We start from the raw sequence: 22,149 nt of genomic DNA, 5'->3' as shown, positions 1-22,149 counted from the left end.
AACCTGTTACCGGGTAATGCCGGCGTAGGGAGTAGGTCTCATGACCAACAAGGACGCACGCACGCCTGCCTCCACGGAGCCCGCGCGGACTTCGACGGCAACGCCGACGGAGACCGCGCCGGACGAGGAGGCCGGGAAGTCCATCGGCTGGCACAAGGCGTACGTCGAGGGCTCACGCCCCGATCTGCGGGTGCCGGTCCGTCAGGTGCACCTCACCAACGGGCAGTCGGTCACGTTGTACGACACGTCCGGCCCGTACACCGATCCCCTGGTCGAAACCGACGTCCGCAGGGGCCTGGCGCCGCTGCGGGAGAACTGGATCATCGCCCGCGGCGACACCGAGGAGTACGCGGGCAGGCCTGTCCGTCCCGAGGACGACGGGATCAAGCACACCTCGCCACGAGGAGGCCTGCGCAACCTCGACGCGGTGTTCCCGGGACGGCCCCGGATGCCGCGCCGCAGCCGCGACGGCAACGCGGTCACCCAGCTCGCGTACGCCCGCCGGGGCGAGGTCACGCCCGAGATGGAGTACGTGGCCGTCCGGGAGAAGGTTTCCCCCGAGGTGGTCCGGGAGGAGATCGCGGCGGGGCGGGCCGTGCTGCCGGCCAACGTCAACCACCCGGAGATCGAGCCGATGATCATCGGCAAGCGGTTCCTGGTGAAGGTCAACGCCAACATCGGCAACTCCGCGGTGACGTCCTCCATCGAGGAGGAGGTCGAGAAGATGACCTGGGCGACCCGCTGGGGCGCCGACACGGTCATGGACCTGTCCACCGGCCGCAACATCCACACCACCCGCGAGTGGGTCCTGCGCAACTCCCCCGTCCCCATCGGCACGGTGCCGCTCTATCAGGCACTGGAGAAGGTCGACGGCCGCGCCGAGGAGCTGACCTGGGAGATCTACAAGGACACGGTCGTCGAACAGGCCGAGCAGGGCGTGGACTACATGACCGTCCACGCGGGCGTGCGCCTGCCGTTCGTCCCGCTGACGGCGAACCGCAAGACCGGCATCGTCTCGCGCGGCGGCTCGATCATGGCCGCGTGGTGCCTCGCGCACCACAAGGAGAGCTTCCTGTACGAGAACTTCGAGGAACTGTGCGAGATCCTCGCCGCCTACGACGTCACGTACTCGCTCGGCGATGGCCTCCGGCCGGGCTCCATCGCGGACGCCAACGACGAGGCGCAGTTCGCGGAGTTGCGCACGCTCGGGGAACTCAACCGGATCGCGAAGCGTTTCAATGTGCAGACCATGATCGAAGGCCCCGGGCATGTCCCGATGCACAAGATCAAGGAGAACATCGACCTTCAGCAGGAGATCTGTGATGAAGCTCCGTTCTATACGCTCGGCCCGCTGACGACGGACGTCGCGCCGGCGTACGACCACATCACCTCCGGCATCGGTGCCGCGATGATCGCCTGGTGGGGCACGGCCATGCTCTGCTACGTCACGCCCAAGGAGCACTTGGGCCTGCCCAACCGTGACGACGTCAAGACCGGCGTCATCACCTACAAGATCGCCGCCCACGCAGCCGACCTCGCCAAGGGGCACCCAGGTGCGCAGGAGTGGGACGACGCGCTGTCCGACGCCCGCTTCGAGTTCCGGTGGGAGGACCAATTCAACCTGGCCCTCGACCCGGACACGGCACGGGAGTTCCACGACGAGACACTGCCGGCCGAGCCCGCCAAGACGGCTCACTTCTGCTCGATGTGCGGGCCGAAGTTCTGCTCGATGAAGATCTCGCAGGACATCCGCCGTCGCCACGGCGGAAGCCAGGGTGAGATCGAGGAGGGCATGGCCCAGAAGTCGAAGGAGTTCGCGGCGGCGGGCAACCGCGTGTACCTGCCGATCGCCGACTGAGCCAACTGAGCGACTGGGCCGACTGAGCGACCGGGCCGATCGAACCGACCGGTGTCCTGTCCGGCCGCGTGTTCAGCGCAGGCCGGGCAGGGCCCTTCTGGATGGAGGGGGACGACAGGGAGGACCGGTGTAACGGAAGACGGCACGACGCTGCCCGTCCTCATCAAATTCCTCACTGTCGTGGCCATGGACGGGATCGATGTGGCTCCGTCCGGCGATCGTGGTCACGTACCTGCTGCGTGAGGACCCTGTGCACCGATGGGCGGCCACCGCACCCGCTCTCTCCACTTCGCTCCGGTGCACGCGTTCTGCCGGCCGCTCGTCGGATGGATGGAGGCGCAAATCCTCCGCCGCCTGTGGCGGACACCGCCGCGGCGCGGCGCCGAGGCGGTGTCCGGCCGGGTCCTCGGCTTGCGCTCCCAGGGACGGGGGCGCAAGCCGAGGGGTTACTCCGGCTTGTGCTCCGGCCCTCCGAAGTCCGGGCTCGTGTAGTCCGGGCTCGAAAAGCTCGGACGCGGACCGGTGGCACCCTCGTCCGGGCTGCTGAAACCGGGGCGGTCGTAGCCGAGGTGCGGCATACGGCTGGTCGGTGCCGGCGGTGGCGTACGACGCACTGCGGCGGTGCCGGGGTCGGCGAGTGCTTCCCTGAGGAACGGCAGGACGCCGCGCTCCAGCAGTGCCTCGCACCAGGCTTCCCTGGCCCGGGTCACCTCCGCGTTCATCTCGCCGTACGGGCCGGCGGCGAGCGAGGGCCTGTTGCGCAGGGCGGTGAGCAGCAGTCCGACGGCGGCGATGAGGATCGCGGCCGCCGTCACGGCGCCGAACACCCATCCGGTGGTGAGCATGGCCTGGGCGAAGGCCGGCTCCGGGTCCAGCATCTTCAGGATGTAGCCCACGAGCAGGAAGATCGCCGCGGCGGTCCCGGCCAGGACAGGGGCCAGGACCGCGACGACGGCGACGGCGCCCGCGCCCGCGGTCTCGGCGACCTCTCCCATGGTGGCGGCGAGCCCCATCGTGCCGGTGCCCGGCTCCGCGGAGCCGCTTTCCCGGTTGGACGAGGGGGTGGACGGCGCCGGGTGGCGCAGTTCCTCGCGGACCTTCACGTAGTGCTGGTACTCGGTCGCCGCAGCCGCCGTGATGAGCGCGGTGGCGTTGAGCGCCATGGTGCGCAGTTGTTCCGGGTTGAGCCGTTGTCCGACAGCGGCCAGTTCCGGGCGGTGTGGTGCGGAGCGCAGCGCCTCATCGAGGATCCGCTCGTAATCCTGGCGGTCCTCGCTCAGCAGGTGCTGCGGAACGCTGTTCATGTGCATCCCCCGATGCTCCGTAGGGCTTGGGGCTCGCACGCTGACGAGCCGTCGGGCAGGAACGGAGGGGAGCCTGCTACGGATAAGCCGATGGTAGAGCGATGACGGCACGCGGTGACAGGGGGTTTACCGAAAATGCGCTGCGGTCGGTGCCGTCGCCGGTCGGTCCTCCATGGGGGACCGCCTGCCCTGGCAACGTTCAGATATCCAGTGGCAGTTGCTGGACCAGCAGCTTTCCGGCCATGGTCACCCCGCCGTCCATCGCGATGGCGAGTCCGTCGGCGTAGAGGTGCGGACCCTCGACCACGGGACCGGACGTGTCCTCACCGTCCTCGGAACCCACCTCGCCGAGCAGGTACGGGATGGGGCTGTGGCCGTGGACGATCCGGGTGCCGCCGTACGTGTCGAGCAGGGAGCGTACGTGGTCGGCACCGCCCTCGTCGCGGAAGGAGAAGCGCTTGGTGAACTTGCGGAACAGGTCCCACACCTCGTCCGCGTCGTTGCGCGTGATCGTCTCGCGGACGGTGTCGTTGACCGCTTCGATCGAGTCGCCGTAGTCCAGGTAGGCGGTGGTGTCGGAGTGGACGAGCAGGTGCCCGTCGACCTCCTCCATGGCGTCGAGGCGGGCCATCCACTGCAGGTGATGGTCCTGAAGGCGGTCCATGTCGGTCTTCTGGCCGCCGTTGAGCAGCCAGGCGGCCTGGAAGGTGGCGGTGCCCGCACCGGAGTTGACGGGGGTGTCGCCGAACCGCTTGGCGCCCAGGAGCAGCAGTTCGTGGTTGCCCATGAGCGCCTTGCAGTAGCCGCCGGCCGCAGCCGCCTCGGCGGACAGCCGCATGACGAGGTCGATGACGCCGATGCCGTCCGGGCCGCGGTCGGTGAAGTCACCGAGGAACCACAACCGGGCGGTGCCCGCGCACCAGTTCCCGGCGGCGTCGAGGAGGCCCTTGTCCTGGAGGGCGGCCACCAGTTCGTCGAGATAGCCGTGCACGTCCCCGACGACGAAGAGCGGACCGGGGCCGTCCGCCGGCTGCGGGGCCGGCAAGGACGCCGGATCGACCGCCGTACGCAGCGTGTCACCCCGGTTGATGACCGGCAGGTCGCGCTCCGTGGGGGTGTACCCCTCGGGGTAGTCCTCCGGTTCGGCGACCGGTGGGACGGTCTCGCCGGAGTGCACACCCTGCGGGTACGGACCGGTCTCGTGGATGTACGCGGGCACCCGGAAGTCGCGCAACGTCGCCGTTCGCTGCACCTCGGGTCCCTGACCGGCCCCCTGAGTCATCAGACCCCTCCACCATCGCGCCGCATCTGCACCGCTTCGGACTGCCTGGTCGCAGCGGCCCGCGGTGTCGTGGGCCCATCATAGGAATGCGGATCGCGCCATGTGATGACCCAGGGGTGGTGAATCAGCGCAAGAGTCCAGTTCACCGCGGCTTTCGCCCCGATTGGGCAGGGCTTCGACCACCCCGTGACTTTCCTCGCTCCGCCGCGACTCCCCTTGCCCCGCCTCGCGGAACGCGCTTTCCGCGGTCCGGCTGTCCCGGGGCTAACTCTCCTCGGGCGACCGCGGCGGGCTGACCGTCGTCCGCGGCGGACGTCGCTGGGACGAGGTACGCACGATCAGTTCGGTCGGTATCACCTGTTCGACCGGCTGGTCCGAATCGAGTCCCTCGATGGCGTCGATGAGGAGCTGGACCACGGCCGTGCCGATGCGGCGCGGCTTCAGGGAGAGCGTGGTGACGGGCGGCTCGGTGTTGGCGTACACGGTGGACTCGCTGCAGCAGACCAGAAGCAGGTCGTCCGGTACGCGCAGTCCGTAGCGGCGGGCGGCGGCGAGCAGGTCGGTGCCGTTCGGGTCGAACAGGCCGTACACGGCGTCGGGGCGGTCGGGGCGGGCGAGCAGCCGGTCGGCGGCGACGGCTCCGGCGCACGGATCGTGTGCCGGATAGGCCTCGTACACCGGATCCTGGCCCACCCGCTCGCACCAGTGCAGATAAGCGGTGGTCGACAGATGGGTGTACGTGTCCGTGGTGGTCCCGGTCAGCAGGCCGATGCGGCGGGCGCCGGCGTCGGCCAGGTGGTCGAGGATGCCGAGGACGGCGGCCTCGTGGTCGTTGTCGACCCAGGCGGTGACCGGGAGCGAGCCGGCCGGGCGGCCGTCGGAGACGACCGGTAGACCCTGGCGGACCAGTTCGCTGACGACCGGGTCCTGGTCGGACGGGTCGATGACGACCGTGCCGTCGAGGGCGACGTTCGACCACACGTCGTGGCGGGAGGTCGCGGGGAGGATGACGAGGGCGTAGCCGCGGGCGAGCGCGGCCGAGGTGGCGGCCCGCGCCATTTCGGCGAAGTAGGCGAACTCCGTGAAGGTGAAAGGTTCATCCCCGTAGGTCGTCACGGTCAGGCCGATCAGTCCTGACTTGCCGGTACGGAGTGTGCGGGCGGCGGCCGAGGGGCGGTACCCCAGTCGGTCGGCGACCTCACGGACATGTCGTCGGGTGGCGTCCGGGAGCCGGCCCTTCCCGTTGAGGGCGTCGGAGACGGTCGTGATGGAGACTCCGGCGGCGGCGGCAACGTCTCTGATACCCGCTCGTCCCGGCCGGCTGCCTCGCCGTGAGGTTTCCGCGCGGCTCACCTGGTGCTTCCCTGCTGCTGTCATGGCGAGCCGATAGTAGGGCTCATGTGGTGGGGTAGGGCGGACGCATATGCACGCGTTGACAGGCACGTTTCTGCAAGGCCTTCAGGGGTTAATTCCCTTTGAATGCAAGGGAGTTGAGCGTTTACATGGCAGGACGTAGCGTGTCGATGCACACCGGCCTGCCAACTCGCGGATGTTTCGAAGCGGTCTCAACTCACCTTCACGAGGGATGCGCGCCACGGCGTGAGCCACCGGCGCATAGATATATGTGACCGCGCCCCTCGATTCGTACGCGTTCGTACGGTGATGCCCGTGATGCCGCTGTGGCCCAGGAGGCAGAGGTGCCTGCGGGGAGCGAGGCCGTTCCCGCACCTGTACGCGGCGGCGCCGAATCCTCATAAGGTGAGGAGCATGGAAGCCGGTGGTGCTGACGGTCCGCCGGTGGTCACGAGGAGGACTGCGGTGAGCGAGACGAGCCCCAAGCTGCGTGCCGAGCTGGAGGGTATCCCCGCCTATGTGCCGGGCAAGCCTGCCGCGGCCGGCGGCCCGGTGGCCTACAAGCTGTCCTCCAACGAGAACCCGTATCCGCCGCTGCCCGGTGTGCTGGAGACCGTGACGGCCGCGGCCCAGTCGTTCAACCGCTACCCGGACATGGCCTGCACGGCCCTGATGAGCGAACTGTCCGACCGCTTCGGCGTCCCGCTCTCCCACCTGGCCACCGGTACCGGCTCGGTCGGCGTCGCCCAGCAGCTGGTCCAGGCCACCTCCGGTCCCGGCGACGAGGTGGTCTACGCCTGGCGGTCCTTCGAGGCGTACCCGATCATCACGCAGGTCAGCGGGGCCACCCCTGTCCAGGTGCCGCTGACGCCGGGTGATGTGCACGACCTGGACGCGATGGCGGACGCGATCACCGAGCGGACCCGGCTGATCTTCGTCTGCAACCCGAACAACCCCACCGGCACGGTCGTGCGGCGGGCCGCTCTGGAACGGTTCCTCGACCGGGTGCCCGGGGATGTGCTGGTCGTCCTGGACGAGGCGTACCGCGAGTTCATCCGTGACCCCGAGGTGCCCGACGGTGTGGAGCTGTACCGCGACCGGCCGAACGTCTGCGTGCTGCGCACGTTCTCCAAGGCCTACGGTCTCGCCGGGCTGCGGGTCGGCTTCGCGATCGCCCACGAGCCGGTGGCGGCGGCGCTGCGCAAGACGGCGGTGCCGTTCGGGGTGAGCCGGCTCGCGCAGGACGCGGCGATCGCCTCGCTGCGTGCCGAGGACGAGCTGCTCGGCCGGGTCGGCTCGCTGGTGTGCGAGCGCACCCGGGTGGTGGACGCGCTGCGTGGCCAGGGCTGGACGGTGCCGGAGACCCAGGCCAACTTCGTCTGGCTGCGGCTGGGGGAGCGCACGGTCGCGTTCGCGCAGGCGTGCGAGCAGGCGGGCGTGATGATCCGGCCGTTCCCGGGTGAGGGTGTGCGGGTCACGGTCGGAGAATGTGAGGCGAACGACATCTTCCTGAAGGCGGCGGAAGGCTTCCGCAAGGAGCTGTAGGGCTGCTGACCAGGTCAGACGGGCCGTACCGGGTCCGTTGCCAGGCGTCCAGGGGCCTCTCGCACACGAGCGCGGGAGGCCTGTCGGGCGCCTGTTTCACGTGGAACAGGGACCCCCTTCGCAGAGGGCAGAAACGGTGCTGCATAATTGCTTGTGAATGTGAACGCTTTCACAAGCGGGTGAGTAAGGAGCGGCAACGTGGACCTGGCTTTGGCGCCGGAGACCCTGGCGCGCTGGCAGTTCGGCATCACGACCGTCTACCACTTCCTGTTCGTGCCCCTGACGATCTCGCTGGCCGCCCTCACGGCCGGTCTGCAGACCGCGTGGGTGCGTACCGAGAAGGAGAAGTACCTCAAGGCCACCAAGTTCTGGGGCAAGCTCTTTTTGATCAACATCGCGATGGGCGTGGTCACCGGCATCGTGCAGGAGTTCCAGTTCGGCATGAACTGGTCCGACTACTCGCGCTTCGTCGGTGACGTCTTCGGTGCCCCGCTCGCGTTCGAGGCGCTGATCGCCTTCTTCTTCGAGTCCACCTTCATCGGCCTGTGGATCTTCGGCTGGGACAAGCTTCCCAAGAAGGTCCACCTGGCGTGCATCTGGATGGTCTCGATCGGCACGCTGCTGTCGGCGTACTTCATCCTGGCGGCCAACTCCTGGATGCAGCACCCGGTCGGCTACCGGATCAACGAGGCGAAGGGCCGCGCCGAGCTCACCGACTTCTGGCGGGTCCTGACCCAGAACACCGCGCTCAACCAGGTCTTCCACAGCTTCTCGGCGGCCTTCCTGACAGGCGGCGCCTTCATGGTGGGCATCGCCGCCTTCCACCTGATGCGCAGGAAGCACATCCCGGTGATGCGGACCTCGCTCCGGCTCGGCCTGGTCACCCTCGCGGTCGGCGGCATGTTCACCGCCATCAGCGGCGACACCCTCGGCAAGGTCATGTACGAGCAGCAGCCCATGAAGATGGCCGCCGCCGAGGCGCTGTGGGACGGCGAGAGCCCGGCCCCGTTCTCCGTGTTCGCCTACGGGGACGTCGACGAGGGGCACAACAAGGTCGCCTTGGAGATACCCGGACTCCTGTCCTTCCTCGCCCACAGCGACTTCGACTCGTACGTGCCCGGCATCCACGACACCAACAAGACCCTCCAGGAGAAGTTCGGCCCGGGTGACTACAAGCCCATCGTCCCCGTCGCCTACTGGGGCTTCCGCTGGATGATCGGCTTCGGCATGGCGTCCTTCTCCCTCGGACTGCTGGGTCTGTGGCTGACGCGGAAGAAGTTCCTGCTGCCGGCCGCGCTGCGGACGGGGGAGGACGAGGTGCCCCATCTGGTGCTGCTGAGGAAGCCGCTCGGGCCGAGGTTCACCCGGCTGTACTGGCTCCTGGCCCTGTGGACGATGGCGTTCCCGCTGATCGCCAACTCGTGGGGCTGGATCTTCACCGAGATGGGCCGCCAGCCGTGGGTCGTGTACGGCGTGATGCAGACCCGGGACGCCGTCTCCCCCGGTGTCTCCCAGACCGAGATCCTCATCTCGATGATCACCTTCACCGTGCTGTACGCCATCCTCGCCGTCATCGAGGTCAAGCTGCTGGTGAAGTACGTGAAGGCCGGCCCGCCCGAGCTCAGCGAGGCCGACCTCAACCCGCCCACGAAGATCGGCGGCGGCTCCCGTGACGCCGACAAGCCGATGGCCTTCTCCTACTAGGCCCAGGGAGCCGCAGTCATGGAACTTCACGACGTCTGGTTCGTCCTCATCGCCGTCCTGTGGACCGGCTACTTCTTCCTGGAGGGCTTCGACTTCGGGGTCGGTGTCCTCACCAAGGTGCTCGCCCGCAACCGGCCCGAGCGGCGGGTGCTGATCAACACCATCGGCCCCGTCTGGGACGGCAACGAGGTCTGGCTGCTCACGGCCGCCGGCTCGACGTTCGCGGCCTTTCCCGAGTGGTACGCCACGCTCTTCTCCGGGTTCTATCTGCCGCTGCTGATCATCCTGGTCTGCCTGATCGTCCGGGGTGTCGCCTTCGAGTACCGGGTGAAGCGGCCCGAGGAGAACTGGCAGCGCAACTGGGAGCACGCGATCTTCTGGACCTCGCTGATCTCGGCTTTCCTGTGGGGCGTGGTCTTCGGCAACATCGTGCGGGGCGTGAAGATCGACCAGAACTTCGACTACGTCGGCGGCTTCTGGGATCTGTTCAGCCCGTACGTGCTGCTCGGCGGACTGGTGACGCTGACGCTGTTCACCTTCCACGGCGCGGTGTTCACGGCGCTCAAGACCGTGGGCGACATCCGGGAGCGGGCGCGGAAGCTGGCGTCGGGGCTCGGTCTGGTCACCGCCGCGCTGGCGCTGCTCTTCCTGCTGTGGACGCAGGTCGACGGCGGTGACGGCAAGAGCCTGGTCGCGTTGGTCGTGGCGGTCGGCGCGCTGGTCGCGGCGCTCGTGGCCAACCGGGCCGGGCGCGAGGGCTGGTCGTTCGCCCTGTCCGGCGTCACCATCGTGGCCACCGTGGCGATGCTCTTCCTGACGCTCTTCCCGAACGTGATGCCGTCCTCGCTCGACGCGGACTGGAACCTCACGGTCACCAACGCCTCGTCGAGCCTGTACACCCTGAAGATCATGACCTGGTGCGCGGCGATCGCCACTCCGGTCGTCATGGTCTACCAGGGCTGGACCTACTGGGTGTTCCGCAAGCGGATCGGCACGCAGCACCTCGCCGTCGACGCCACTCACTGAGTCCGCGAGGGGATGTGGTTCACCGTGTCGCGCGGCACCGCGTTGCGCGATGTTTCACGTGAAACACGTGAAGCGCATCTCCAGGACCGAAGGGCATGTTTCACGTGAAACCGATCGATCCTCGTCTCCTCAGGTACGCCCGGGCCACCCGGCTCTTCCTGGTGGCGGTCGTCGGCCTCGGTGCCGTCGGTGCGGGACTGGTCATCGCGCAGGCGATGCTCATCGCCGAGGTGGTGGTGGGGGCGTTCCAGCACGGCATGTCCGTCACCGAACTGCGCACTCCCCTGCTGCTGTTGGCGGCTGTCGCAGGAGGCCGTGCTCTGGTCTCCTGGCTCACCGAGCTCGCCGCGCACCGCGCGAGCGCGGCGGTGAAGTCGGAGCTGCGGGGGCGGTTGCTGGAGCGTGCCGTCACGCTGGGGCCCGGGTGGCTGAGCGGGCAGCGGACCGGATCACTGGTCGCCCTCGCCACGCGGGGAGTCGACGCGCTCGACGACTACTTCGCGCGCTACCTCCCGCAGCTGGGCCTCGCGGTGGTCGTGCCGGTGGCGGTGCTGGCGCGCATCGTCACCGAGGACTGGGTCTCGGCGGCCATCATCGTCGGGACCCTGCCGCTCATCCCGGTCTTCATGGTGTTGATCGGCTGGGCCACGCAGTCCCGGATGGACCGGCAGTGGCGGCTGCTGTCCCGGCTGTCCGGACACTTCCTGGACGTGGTGGCCGGTCTGCCGACCCTGAAGGTGTTCGGGCGGGCCAAGGCGCAGGCCGAGTCCATCCGGCGGATCACCGGCGAATACCGGCAGGCGACCATGCGGACGCTGCGGATCGCCTTCATCTCGTCCTTCGCACTGGAACTGCTGGCGACACTGTCGGTGGCCCTGGTCGCCGTGACCATCGGCATGCGGCTCGTGCACGGGGACATGGACCTGTACATCGGCCTGGTCATCCTGGTGCTCGCGCCCGAGGCCTATCTGCCGCTGCGGCAGGTGGGTGCGCAGTACCACGCGGCGGCGGAGGGGCTCGCCGCCGCCGAGGAGATCTTCTCGGTGCTGGAGACGCCGGTGCCGGAGCGGGGTTCCGCCGCCGTGCCGGCGGGCGGCCTGTCCTTCGAGGACGTCACGATGCGCTACCCCGGACGGTCGGCGGACGCCCTGACGGACGTGTCCTTCGCCGTCGAGCCCGGTGAGACGGTCGCGCTCGTCGGGCCGAGCGGTGCGGGCAAGTCGACCCTGCTCAACGCGGCGCTGGGGTTCGTGCGGCCCACCGCGGGCCGGGTCCTGGCCGGGGGAGTCGACCTGGCCGAGGCCGACCTGGAACAGTGGCGGTCGCGGATCGCGTGGGTGCCGCAGCGGCCGCACCTGTTCGCCGGGACGATCGCCGAGAACGTACGCCTCGCCCGGCCCGACGCCGACGATGCCGCCGTACGGCGGGCCCTGGGCGACGCGGGCGCGCTGGAGTTCGTGGACGCGCTGTCCGAGGGGGCCGGCACGGTGCTGGGCGAGGACGGGGCCGGGCTGTCCGCCGGGCAGCGGCAACGCCTCGCGCTGGCCCGGGCGTTCCTCGCGGACCGGCCGGTGCTGCTGCTCGACGAACCGACGGCGGCGCTCGACGGGGCGACCGAGGCCGAGGTCGTGGAGGCGGTGCGGCGACTGGCGGTGGGCCGGACGGTCCTGCTGGTGGTGCACCGGCCGGCGTTGCTGTCGGTGGCGGACCGGGTGGTACGGCTGGCGGAGCCGGTGTCCCCCGCACCGTCCAGGCAGCCCGCCGTCTCCCGCTCCCTTCCCGCGAGCGCCGGCCGGGAGGGCGCCGAGGCCGGCGAACTGGTCGTCGGGGGGACGCGCCCCGCGAGCGCCCCCGGCACGGTTCCGCTCGGGGACGGCGTCGGCGCCCCGGCCCCCGGTACGGCCGGAAGCGGTGTCCTGGCCCGGGTCCGGGCCATGTCCGGTGCCCGGCGGGGACGGCTGATGCTCGCCCTGCTGCTCGGCGCTCTCGCGCTCGGCAGTGCCGTCGGGCTGATGGCGACGTCCGGGTGGCTCATCTCGCGGGCCTCGCAGCAGCCGCCGGTGCTCTATCTGATGGTGGCCGTGACGGCGACGCGGGCCTTCGGGATCGGGCGGGCCGTCTTCCGGTACGCCGAGCGGCTCGTGTCGCACGACGCCGTGCTGCGGATGCTGGCCGACACCCGGGTCGCCGTGTACCGCCGACTGGAGCGGCTGGCGCCCGCCGGACTGCGGCGCACCCGCCGGGGCGACCTGCTCTCCCGGCTCGTCGCCGATGTGGACACCCTGCAGGACTACTGGCTGCGCTGGCTGCTGCCCGCCGGCGCGGCCGTGGCCGTGTCCGCCGCGTCCGTCGGTTTCACGGCCTGGCTGCTGCCGGAGGCCGGTGCCGCGCTCGCCGTCGGACTGCTGGCCGCGGGTGCCGGTGTCCCCCTGGTCACCGGCGCGGTGGCGCGGCGGGCCGAGCGCAGGCTGGCCCCCGCCCGGGGAGCGCTGGCCACGCGGGTGACCGACCTGCTCACCGGAACCGCGGAGCTGACCGTCGCCGGTGCCCTGCCCGGACGTACCGCCGAGGTGCGGCGCGCCGACCGGACACTCACCCGGATCGCCTCGCGCGCCGCCACCGCCACCGCGCTCGGCGACGGACTGACCGCGCTGGTCTCCGGCCTGACCGTCACCGCCACCGCCCTGGTGGGCACTCAGGCGGTCGCCGACGGGCGCCTGAGCGGTGTGGTCATGGCCGTCGTCGTCCTCACCCCGCTGGCCGCCTTCGAGGCCGTCCTCGGGCTGCCGCTCGCCGCGCAGTACCGGCAGCGGGTGCGCAAGAGCGCGGAGCGCGTGTACGAGGTGCTGGACGCGCCCGAGCCGGTCCGGGAACCGCAGCGGCACCGGCAGGCGCCCGTGTCGCCCTTCCCGGTCGTGGTGAAGGGCCTGGCCGCCCGCTACGCCGGGCAGGAGCGGGACGCGCTCACCGGAGTCGACCTCGTGCTGGAGGAGGGGCGCCGGATCGCCGTGGTCGGGCCGTCCGGGTCCGGCAAGACGACGCTCGCCCAGGTGCTGCTGCGCTTCCTGGACGTGGACGCCGGCTCGTACACGCTGGGCGGCGTGGACGCGTACGCGCTGGACGGCGACGACGTACGGCGGCTCGTCGGGCTGTGCGCGCAGGACGCGCACCTCTTCGACAGTTCGGTGCGCGAGAACCTCCTCCTGGCCAGGAAGGACGCGACCGAGGACGACCTGCGGGACGCGCTGCGGCGGGCCCGGCTGCTCGACTGGGCCGAGGGTCTGCCCGACGGGCTCGACACGCTGGTCGGCGAGCTCGGAGCACGGCTGTCCGGCGGGCAGCGGCAGCGTCTGGCGCTGGCCCGGGCCGTGCTGGCCGACTTCCCGGTCCTCGTGCTCGACGAGCCCGCCGAACACCTCGACCTGCCGACGGCCGACGCGCTCACCGCCGACCTGCTGGCCGCCACCGAGGGCCGTACGACCCTGCTCATCACCCACCGGCTGGCCGGTCTCGCGGCGGTGGACGAGGTGATCGTGCTGGACGAAGGACGGATCGTGCAGCGGGGCACGTACGCGGAACTGACGTCGGCGCAAGGGCCGTTGCGGAGGATGGCGGAGCGGGAGGAGCAAGCGGATCTGCTGGCGGGGGCGCGGTAGGCGGCGCGGCTGCCCGCAGGTCCGCACGCCCGTGACGATCCCGCCCCGCTGAGCCATCTGCCGCAACCTGTCCCCCACCCGTACCACATGAACAGGACCGCACCCCTGCCGCGGGGACACGATGGCTGACATGCGCTCACCTCGCCGTCACCCGCTGCTCGTTCCGGCGCTGCTGTGCGCGTTCGCCGTGCTCGCGGCCCGGCCCACCGACGCCGCCGACGGAGGGGACGAGGGCGCCCATGGCGGCCCGGGGACCGGGACCAGCGCTCAGGTGGCCCGGTTGTACGAGGACGCGGCCGTGGCGTCACAGCAGTACGAGGCGGGGCGGCGCGAGGCCGGGGAGCAGCGGGCGCGGGCGCTGCGGCTGGAGGCGCTTCTCGACCGGGAGCGGCGGGAGATCGCCGTGATGCGCGAGGACCTGGGCCGGATCGCACGGGCCCAGTACCGCAGCGGCGGCGGACTGCCGCTGACCGCGCAGATCATCCTCGCGGACAGCCCCGGCGAGCTGATGCGGGGTCAGCACGTGTTCTCCCAGACGCATCTTGCCGTCCACAACGCGATCGACAAGAGCCGACGGGCGGAGAGGCGGCTCGCCGCGGACGAGGCGAAGGCCGCGGCGGCCTGGCGGACGCTGGAGCAGCGCAACACGGAACTCGCCGACCTGAAGAAGGACATCGAGCAGAAGCTCGACCAGGCGCGAGGGCAGTTGCAGGGTCAGGCCGACGCCTCCGTCACGGCCGGTGCCTGCCGCGGTGCCGTCCGGCTGGACCAGGCGCAGGCGGCGGCCGCCACGAGCGCCTGGGTCGCCCCGGTGGCCTCGTACGAACTGTCCGCCGGCTTCGGCAGCGGCGGTGCCCGATGGGTCAGTCGGCACACCGGGCAGGACTTCGCGGTGCCGATCGGCACGCCGGTCCGGGCGGTCGGTGCGGGACGGGTGGTGAAGGTGTCGTGCGGGGGCGCCTTCGGCATCGAGATCGTCGTGGAGCACGCGGGGGGCTACTACACGCAGTACGCCCATCTCGCCGCCGTCGCCGTCGACCAGGGCGAGCGGGTGAGCCCCGGCCAGTGGATCGGGCAGTCGGGCACCACCGGCAACTCCACCGGCCCGCACCTGCACTTCGAGGTGCGGGTCACGCCGGGGATGGGCTCGGCGGTGGATCCGGTGTCATGGCTGTCGGCGCGAGGGGTCGCGCTGTAGGCCCGCGTCGGCCTACGGGCCGGAGCCCCGCCGGGACACGGTCACCCTCGTTCCTCCAGCAGCCGCTCGATCACGACCGCCACCCCGTCCTCGTTGTTGGCCACGGTCCGGCCGGAGGCCGCGGCCAGCACATCGGGGTGCGCGTTGCCCATCGCGTACGACCGGCCCGCCCACGTCAGCATCTCGACGTCGTTCGGCATGTCCCCGAACGCGACGACCTCCTCGTGCGAGATACCGCGCTCGGCGCAGCACAGGGCGAGCGTGCTGGCCTTGGACACCTCGGGGCCGCTGATCTCCAGCAGGGCGCTGGGGCTGGAGCGGGTGACGTTGGCGCGCTCGCCGATGGCCAGGCGGGCGAGGGTGAGGAAGGCGTCGGGGTCGACCGTGGGGTGGTAGGCGAGGATCTTGAGCACCGGCTCGGCGGACCCGGGACCGTCCGGCGCCAGCAGTTCCTCGGCCGGTGCCAGCTCGTCGGGGATCTCCATGTGCAGCTTCGGATAGTCCGGCTCCTGGTGGAAGCCGTAGGTCTGCTCCACCGCGTACACCGTGCCGGGCGCCGCCTCACGCAGCAGCCGTACGGCGTCCAGCGCGTTCTGCCGCGCCAGCTCCCGCACCTTCACGAACCGGTGCGCGCCCGGGCCGCCGTGCAGGTCGACCACCGCCGCGCCGTTGCCGCAGATGGCCAGGCCGTGGCCGTGGACGTGCTCGCTGACGACGTCCATCCAGCGGGCCGGGCGGCCGGTGACGAAGAAGACCTCGATGCCCGCCTTCTCGGCGGCCGCGAGGGCCGCGACGGTGCGGGGGGAGACCGACTTGTCGTCGCGCAGCAGGGTGCCGTCGAGATCGGTGGCGATCAGGCGCGGCGGGACGGTGGCGGCCGGGGTCTCGGGCTGTCGAGTCGCTGAGGTCACCCGGCCATTCTCCTGCAGATCTTGCGCACGACCGTGCAGGAGTCGGCACATGTGAGTCTTCTCCGCCCGGCGCAGCCGGTCATCCCAGCTGAGCCGGTGCTTCCATGGCGATCTGCTCGAAGACCTTCTCGTCCGCGGCGAAGTCCGAGTCCGGGATCGGCCAGTGGATCACGATCTCGGTGAAGCCCAGGTCCTGGTGGCGGCCCGCGAAGTCCACGAACGCGTCGAGGGACTCGAGCGGACGGCCGCGGTCCGGGGTGAACCCGGTCAGCAGGGTCTTGTCCAGCTCCCGCACGTCCCGCCCGAGCGCGGCGCACGAGTCGGCCAGCTTCTCGATCTGTCCGCGCATGGCTCGCATCGACTGTTCGGGAGTACCGGTCTCGTACAGCTTGGGGTCACCGGTGGTCACCCAGGCCTGCCCGTACCGGGCGGCGAGTGCGAGCCCGCGCGGGCCGGTCGCGGCCACCGCGAAGGGCAGCCGGGGGCGCTGCACGCAGCCGGGGATGTTGCGCGCCTCGTGCGCGGAGTAGTGGTCGCCCTCGTACGACACCCCCTTCGGGCCGTCCTCGGACAGCAGCCGGTCCAGGAGCGGCACGAACTCGGCGAGGCGGTCGGCCCGCTCGCGCGGGGTCCACGGCTCCTGCCCGAGCACGGTGGCGTCGAAGCCGGTGCCGCCCGCGCCGATACCGAGCGTGATCCGCCCGCCGGAGATGTCGTCGAGGGAGATCAGCTCCTTGGCGAGGGTCACCGGGTGCCGGAAGTTCGGCGAGGTCACCAGGGTGCCCAGACGCAGGTGCTCGGTGACGCCCGCGGCGGCGGTCAGCGTCGGCAGGGCACCGAACCAGGGCCCGTCCCGGAAGGTGCGCCAGGAGAGGTGGTCGTAGGTGTAGGAGGCGTGGAACCCGAGGTCTTCGGCGCGCTGCCAGAGTTTCTGTCCCTCGCTCCACCTGTGGATGGGCAGGATCACGGTGCTCAGTCGCATGCCTACGACCCTATGCTCCGGTGACTGCGGCAACGGCAGCACCGGACATCCCCGGCTGGGGTCGCCTTCAGCCCTCGCGGGAGCGCGCGAAGACGCGGGCGGGCTCCTGCTCCCAGGTCCAGTCCGCGGCCGTACAGCGGAACGGCACGCGTCGGCGAGCAGGTCCGACCTTGACGACATGGCCCGGCTGGGCGGTGACCGGGTCCGGCTCATCGGCGTCTGAGTACGGAAGTGCCGCTCTGGGTCGAGCGAATGCGGAGCGTCGTGTTTCACGTGAAACGTGCGCACAGGGTCACCGCACTCGTCCGCCCAGCCAGGGACTGAGCCTGATCATCGGCACGTACTTTTTGTGCTTACGGTCGCCGGGCAACGGCACGATCAGGAAGTAGCCGGGCGGGAAACGACGGGCCCGCACGTAGGCGAGGTCGCCGAAGAGGGAGCATGCCGGAGGAGGGGTCAGTGCCGCTCGGGAAACCGCAGGTACCGCGGGGGTACGGCCCGGGTGAGCCACACCCCGTTGGCGCTGACGTGGAAGACATGGCCGTCGCCGTGCATGGCGCCTGAGTCCACCGACAGCACCACGGGGCGGCCGCGGCGAGCGCCGACGCGTGCGGCCGTCTCCCGGTCGGGGGAGAGGTGCACGTCGTGCCGGTTCATCGGCCGCAGTCCTTCCGCGCGGATGGCGTCCAGGTGGCGGTCCACGGTGCCGTGGTAGAGGTACGGCGGCGGGGTCGCGGGTGCCAGTCCGAGGTCGACCTCGACGCTGTGCCCCTGGCTGGCGCGGATCCGGGTGCCGTCGATCGCGAAGCGCTGCTTGTCGTTGGCGGCGACCACATGGTCCAGTTCCTCGCGCGTGAACCGGAATCCGTGCGTGGCCGCCGCGTCGATCAGGGTGTCGATCTCGACCCAGCCGCCCTCGTCGAGCGTGAGCCCGATCCGCTCCGGCTGGTGCCGCAGGTGCTTCGAGAGGTACTTCGACACCTTCACGGTGCGTCTCTCGTCGCTCGCTCTTTCGTTCATCCCGCCAGCGTGCCGGGAGAGACGTGAATCACGCGAATGATTTTGCCTCCGATGTTTGATCCACAGCCAAGTGTAGTTATCCACAGGGGAATTGGCGATTCTGTGGACAACCCTCCTTGGATTCAGGGAATTTGACCAACGTCGGCCGACGGTATGGGGCTTGTGGTCAGCCGGTCCAAGGCCCGGGCGCGCACTTCCCGTTCGGCGGCCAAGGCGATGAACTCCGCCGCCCGCTCCTCGCCAACCAGCTGCTCCACCGCCCGCATTGTGCGGGCGGGGAGCGAGACGGAACGCTTCCGGTCCGGCGGATCCGGCGCCTCTTGTGAACCTAGGTGCATCCGCAGGTGGCGTACCGCGAACAGGCGCATGGCGCGGGAGAGTTCCGCGTCCACCGTCTGCTGGGCAAGGGGACGCAGTCGTCGTACGAGGGCCGCCGCCGCGGTCGCGTCCGCGTCGCTCGGACGGTGCGATCCGTCGAGGTGGCGCGCGAAGACGTGGTCCGTGGTGAACTCCAGTAAACGGGAGGCGATGTGCTCCACCTGGCCCCTCAACTCCCGGAGGTGGCCCGAGATCTCGGACAGCGGCACACCCGCCGCGTGCAACTCGACGGCCACAGTGAGCTCTTGCGGGCTCGGTACGAGGTAGACCTCGTCGTCGCCGGGGACCGGCTCCAGCACGCCCAGCTCCACGGCCTCGGCGACCGCCGCGTCGTCCGGGGTGCCGCCGAACCGCTCGTCCAGCTCGGCGCGTGAGATCCGTACCGCCTCCTCGTCGGTCCACGGACCGTCGACTTCGGCGACCAGCCCGAGCACCCCGCCCAGGCCCCGGCCCGCGTCCCAGGCCTCCAGGAGTTCCTTGATGGAGGCCAGGGTGTAGCCGCGGTCGAGGAGGCCGGCGATCTGGCGCAGACGCACGAGGTGGGCGTCCGCGTAGACGTTGGCACGGCCGCGGCGCTCGGGGCGGGGCAGCAGACCGCGGTCCTGGTACGCGCGGATGGTGCGGACCGTCGCACCGCTGAGGTGCGCGAGGTCCTCGATCCGGTAGACGGGGGGTTCGGGCCGATGGGCGGAGCTTGCGGGTGGGCGGGCGGAGCTTTCGGCTGGAGGGGCGGGCTGTCCTTCGGACAGTCCCTGGGGCCGCTGGGCCGGCGGCTGTCCGGCCTGGCGGGCAGGCGGCTGTTCGGCCTGGCGGGCAGGCGGCTGTCCGGCTCGGTCGGGAGCCGCCCGGTGCGCGGCCGTCCGGTGGCTCACAGCGGTGGCTCCAGTCGGGCGATCCGCCGCAGCACTCTGGGCGCGAAGCGGGACATGAGGTAGGCACCGCGCGCCTCGGGCGTCACCGGGACGATCGCGTCACCCCGCACGACCGCCCGCAGGATCGCGTCGGCGACCTTCTCCGGCGGGTAGTTGCGCAGTCCGTACAGGCGGGCGGTCCGCCTCTGGAGCCGCTTCTCCTCCTCGTCGTCGACGCCGGCGAAGTGCGCGGTCGAGGTGATGCTGGTGTTGACGAAGCCGGGGCAGACCGCCGTGACCCCGATGTCCAGGGCGGCCAGCTCCGCTCGCAGGCACTGGCTCAGCATCAGCACCGCCGCCTTGGAGGTGCTGTAGGCGGGCAGCGCCCTGGAGGGCTGGTACGCCGACGCCGAGGCGACGTTGACGATGTGGCCGCCCTGCCCGCGCTCCGCCATCTGCCTTCCGAACAGCCGGCAGCCGTGGATCACGCCCCACAGGTTGACGTCGAGGACCTTCTTCCAGTCCTCCGGGGTGGTGTCGAAGAAGGACCCGGACAGGCCGATGCCGGCGTTGTTCACCAGGACGTCCACCACGCCGTACTCGGCGGCGACCTTCGCGGCGAGTTTCTCCATGGCCTGCTCGTCGGAGACGTCGACCGTCTCGGCCCGGGTCTCGGGCGCGCCGAGCAGCCGGGACAGCTCGGCGGTACGCGCCGCGGCCTGCGCGTCCCGGTCGACGGCCACCACGCGCGCGCCGGCCTCGGCGAACGCGAACGCCGTGGCCCGGCCGATGCCACTGCCCGCGCCGGTGATCAGCACGAGCTGCCCGCCGAACCGCTCGGCGTACCGCCCGGTCGCTCCCCTCGGGGAGTTCCCGTTCTCCACGGACGTCACGAACTCCGTGACCCAGGCAGCCAGTTGGTCGGGACGGGTGCGCGGCACCCAGTGCTTGGCCGGGAGCGTGCGCCGGGTCAGCCGCGGGGCCCACAGGTGCAGGTCGTCGTAGAGCCTCTCCGACAGGAACGCGTCCCCGAGGGGTGTGATGAGCTGCACGGGCACGTGCGCGTACGCGTCCGGGCGCGGACGGCGCAGCCGGGGGCGGACGTTGTCCCGGTACAGCCACACCCCGTGCGCCGCGTCCGTGGGCAGCGACGAGGTCGGGTAGTCGCCGCCGGGGACCTTCTCGACGCGCTCCAGGATGCGCGGCCAGCGCTTGCCGAGGGGGCCGCGCCAGGCCAGTTCGGGCAGCACGGGCGTGTGCAGCAGGTACACGTACCAGGACTTGGCGCCCTGGCCCAGCAGTTGGCCGATCCGGCGCGGAGTGGGGCGCTTGAGGCGCTTGTTGATCCAGTGGCCGAAGTGGTCGAGGGACGGCCCGGACAGGGAGGTGAAGGAGGCGATGCGGCCCTCGGTGCGCCTCACCGTGACGAACTCCCAGGACTGCACCGAGCCCCAGTCGTGCCCCACCAGGTGCACCGGCCGGTGGGGGCTGACCGCGTCGGCGACGGCCAGGAAGTCGTCCGTGAGCTTCTCCAGTGTGAACCCGCCGCGCAGCGGCCGCGGCGCCGTGGACCGGCCGTGGCCGCGGACGTCGTACAGGACGACGTGGAAGCGCTCGGCCAGCCGGGAGGCGACCTCGGACCACACCTCCTTGCTGTCCGGGTAGCCGTGCACCAGGACGACCGTCGGCGCCGAGGGGTCTCCCAGCTCGGCGACACACAGTTCGACCCCGCCGGTCCGTACCCGGCGTTCCCGCGCGCCCCGTGGTCCCGCCTGCGACAAGCCCGTCACCTCTCCTCCGCCCAGCGCCGCGTGTGCGGCAGGTCGTCGTCCAGCCAGAAGGCGCTCTGCTCGGGGTCCCGGGAGTCGGTGACGACCAGGAGCTCCTCGAACTTCGCGCCCGTGCCCCGGAAGCCCAGATGGGGTTCGACCGCCCACAGGCCCGGGTGCGGCGGGTGGTCGGAGAAGCGGTACGGCGACCACAGCGGGGACCAGCCCTCGCGATGACCGTGCAGCGCGTCGCCCGCCAGCCCTTTGAGGGCCTGGGTGCCGAACCCGAAGAGCCGCGGTGACCAGCGGCGCTCCCGAACCCGTCCCACCTTGTGCGCGATCACACCGAACGGGTACGCGCGATGCCGGTTGGCGTAACCCTGGCGGACCATGAGGCGGTCCACCTCCTCGTAGATCTCCCGCAGCGGACGGCGTTCGCGCGCCGAGGTCAGGATCAGCGCGCGATGTGCCTTCAGGTCGGCCGTCAGCCGCTCCTGCACCGGGTTGCTCCCCAGGGAGGCCGAGAACCCGATGTCGGCGGTGAAGCCCCTGTACACCGGAGCCATGTCCAGGATGAACGGCATACCCGGCTCCAGCCGGCGGTCGGTCGGGAAGAACTGCACCGGCACCCGGAAGCCCACGAACGCCGTGCGGTCCCCGAACCAGGCGAAGGGCAGATGGAGCCAGTCCCGCACGCCCCGCTCACGCAGCCAGGAGCGCTGCATCCGCGCCGCCTCCCGCTCGGTCACCCCGGGCCGCAGCCGGGCCGCGACCGCCTCGGCGCACTCGTACGCCAGCCGCTGGGCCCGCCTGAATCCCCGCAGCTCCGCGGAGAGCTCTTCCGTCACCGTCGTGGTCATGCCAGCGCCCACCTGTCCAGGCCGGCTCACGCCGACCGCGGTACGTGCCCGTAACCTGACACTGGCGAATGTGACAGTCGTCGCAGGCCGCGTCAACAGGCCCGTGCCGGCCTGTGGACAACCGGGCGGATGTGGATATCCGGCCCGGCGTTGTTCGACCCCGGGGGGACCCCTAGGTGTGTTGACCCGTGAGGTTGGGGACGCGGCTGGCGGGTGGTTGGCCGTTCAGCGCGGTGTGTCCGCGGTGGTGATTGTAGGTGTGCAGCCAGTCGGGGAAGGCGTCGCGTCGTTCCTGCTCTGAGCGGTAGGGGCGGGCGTAGGCCCACTCGTCGAGCAGGGTGCGGTTGAAGCGTTCGACCTTGCCGTTTGTCTGGGGCCGGTAGGGCCGGGTGCGCTTGTGGGTGATCCCGGCCGCGGTGAGGGCGTCGCGCCAGTCGCGGGAGCGGTAGCAG

At 70.8% G+C, this 22,149-nt stretch carries 16 protein-coding genes; 6 read left to right on the top strand and 10 right to left on the bottom strand.

Annotated elements, in window-relative coordinates; all coding sequences use genetic code 11:
* Nucleotides 1-40 precede the first annotated feature (40 nt).
* Nucleotides 41-1,858 (top strand): phosphomethylpyrimidine synthase ThiC, encoded by a 1,818-nt coding sequence (thiC, locus tag ACWD0J_RS11090; RefSeq protein ID WP_451495482.1) that lies wholly within the window; start codon nucleotides 41-43, stop codon nucleotides 1,856-1,858.
* Nucleotides 1,859-2,304: 446 nt separating this feature from the next.
* Here the strand turns inward: thiC and ACWD0J_RS11085 are convergent, their stop codons facing one another.
* From ACWD0J_RS11085 to ACWD0J_RS11075, 3 genes are all read right to left on the bottom strand, one after another.
* Complete coding sequence (locus ACWD0J_RS11085; RefSeq protein WP_451495481.1) at nucleotides 2,305-3,168, bottom strand: hypothetical protein; 864 nt, start codon at nucleotides 3,166-3,168, stop codon at nucleotides 2,305-2,307.
* Between the two features lie 193 nt (nucleotides 3,169-3,361).
* On the bottom strand, nucleotides 3,362-4,444 hold the full coding sequence (locus ACWD0J_RS11080) for a metallophosphoesterase (RefSeq protein WP_451495480.1): 1,083 nt from the start codon (nucleotides 4,442-4,444) through the stop codon (nucleotides 3,362-3,364).
* Between the two features lie 264 nt (nucleotides 4,445-4,708).
* Nucleotides 4,709-5,821 carry a LacI family DNA-binding transcriptional regulator gene (locus ACWD0J_RS11075; protein ID WP_451495479.1) on the bottom strand — a complete coding sequence of 371 codons (1,113 nt, stop codon included), beginning with the start codon at nucleotides 5,819-5,821 and terminating at the stop codon, nucleotides 4,709-4,711.
* A gap of 441 nt (nucleotides 5,822-6,262) precedes the next feature.
* Between ACWD0J_RS11075 and hisC the strand changes: the two genes are divergently transcribed.
* The 5 genes from hisC (at nucleotide 6,263) to ACWD0J_RS11050 (ending at nucleotide 14,926) form a co-directional block, all read left to right on the top strand.
* Entirely contained in the window at nucleotides 6,263-7,342 is a 1,080-nt protein-coding gene (gene hisC / locus ACWD0J_RS11070; protein WP_451495478.1) for a histidinol-phosphate transaminase, read from the top strand.
* Nucleotides 7,343-7,540: 198 nt separating this feature from the next.
* Nucleotides 7,541-9,046, top strand: coding sequence for a cytochrome ubiquinol oxidase subunit I (locus ACWD0J_RS11065; protein ID WP_451495477.1), 1,506 nt, complete (start codon nucleotides 7,541-7,543; stop codon nucleotides 9,044-9,046).
* Between the two features lie 18 nt (nucleotides 9,047-9,064).
* Complete coding sequence (cydB, locus tag ACWD0J_RS11060; protein ID WP_451495476.1) at nucleotides 9,065-10,072, top strand: cytochrome d ubiquinol oxidase subunit II; 1,008 nt, start codon at nucleotides 9,065-9,067, stop codon at nucleotides 10,070-10,072.
* 95 nt (nucleotides 10,073-10,167) lie between these two features.
* A complete protein-coding gene (gene cydD / locus ACWD0J_RS11055) occupies nucleotides 10,168-13,728 on the top strand; it encodes a thiol reductant ABC exporter subunit CydD (protein WP_451495475.1) in 3,561 nt (1,186 codons plus the stop codon).
* 130 nt (nucleotides 13,729-13,858) lie between these two features.
* Nucleotides 13,859-14,926, top strand: coding sequence for a M23 family metallopeptidase (locus tag ACWD0J_RS11050; RefSeq protein ID WP_451495474.1), 1,068 nt, complete (start codon nucleotides 13,859-13,861; stop codon nucleotides 14,924-14,926).
* Nucleotides 14,927-14,967: 41 nt separating this feature from the next.
* Here ACWD0J_RS11050 and ACWD0J_RS11045 read toward each other — a convergent pair whose 3' ends face one another.
* From ACWD0J_RS11045 to ACWD0J_RS11015, 7 genes are all read right to left on the bottom strand, one after another.
* A complete protein-coding gene (locus ACWD0J_RS11045; RefSeq protein WP_451495473.1) occupies nucleotides 14,968-15,837 on the bottom strand; it encodes an HAD-IIB family hydrolase in 870 nt (289 codons plus the stop codon).
* 79 nt (nucleotides 15,838-15,916) lie between these two features.
* Nucleotides 15,917-16,819, bottom strand: a complete 903-nt coding sequence (locus ACWD0J_RS11040) for an LLM class flavin-dependent oxidoreductase (protein ID WP_451495472.1) — start codon at nucleotides 16,817-16,819, stop codon at nucleotides 15,917-15,919.
* Between the two features lie 456 nt (nucleotides 16,820-17,275).
* Nucleotides 17,276-17,839 (bottom strand): RNA 2'-phosphotransferase, encoded by a 564-nt coding sequence (locus tag ACWD0J_RS11035; RefSeq protein ID WP_451495471.1) that lies wholly within the window; start codon nucleotides 17,837-17,839, stop codon nucleotides 17,276-17,278.
* Between the two features lie 122 nt (nucleotides 17,840-17,961).
* Nucleotides 17,962-18,876 (bottom strand): MerR family transcriptional regulator, encoded by a 915-nt coding sequence (locus tag ACWD0J_RS11030; RefSeq protein ID WP_451495554.1) that lies wholly within the window; start codon nucleotides 18,874-18,876, stop codon nucleotides 17,962-17,964.
* A 209-nt stretch (nucleotides 18,877-19,085) separates the two neighbouring features.
* On the bottom strand, nucleotides 19,086-20,849 hold the full coding sequence (locus ACWD0J_RS11025; RefSeq protein WP_451495470.1) for an SDR family oxidoreductase: 1,764 nt from the start codon (nucleotides 20,847-20,849) through the stop codon (nucleotides 19,086-19,088).
* A gap of 5 nt (nucleotides 20,850-20,854) precedes the next feature.
* Nucleotides 20,855-21,697 (bottom strand): M24 family metallopeptidase, encoded by an 843-nt coding sequence (locus ACWD0J_RS11020; RefSeq protein ID WP_451495469.1) that lies wholly within the window; start codon nucleotides 21,695-21,697, stop codon nucleotides 20,855-20,857.
* A 172-nt stretch (nucleotides 21,698-21,869) separates the two neighbouring features.
* Nucleotides 21,870-22,149, bottom strand: a 280-nt coding sequence (locus tag ACWD0J_RS11015) for an integrase core domain-containing protein (RefSeq protein WP_451495468.1), incomplete at its 5' end; no start/stop codon positions are given.

It is taken from the genome of Streptomyces sp. NPDC003011, assembly GCF_053591515.1.
The sequence above is the reverse complement of the archived record's forward strand: the minus strand, read 5'-3'. Positions and strand labels throughout refer to the sequence as shown.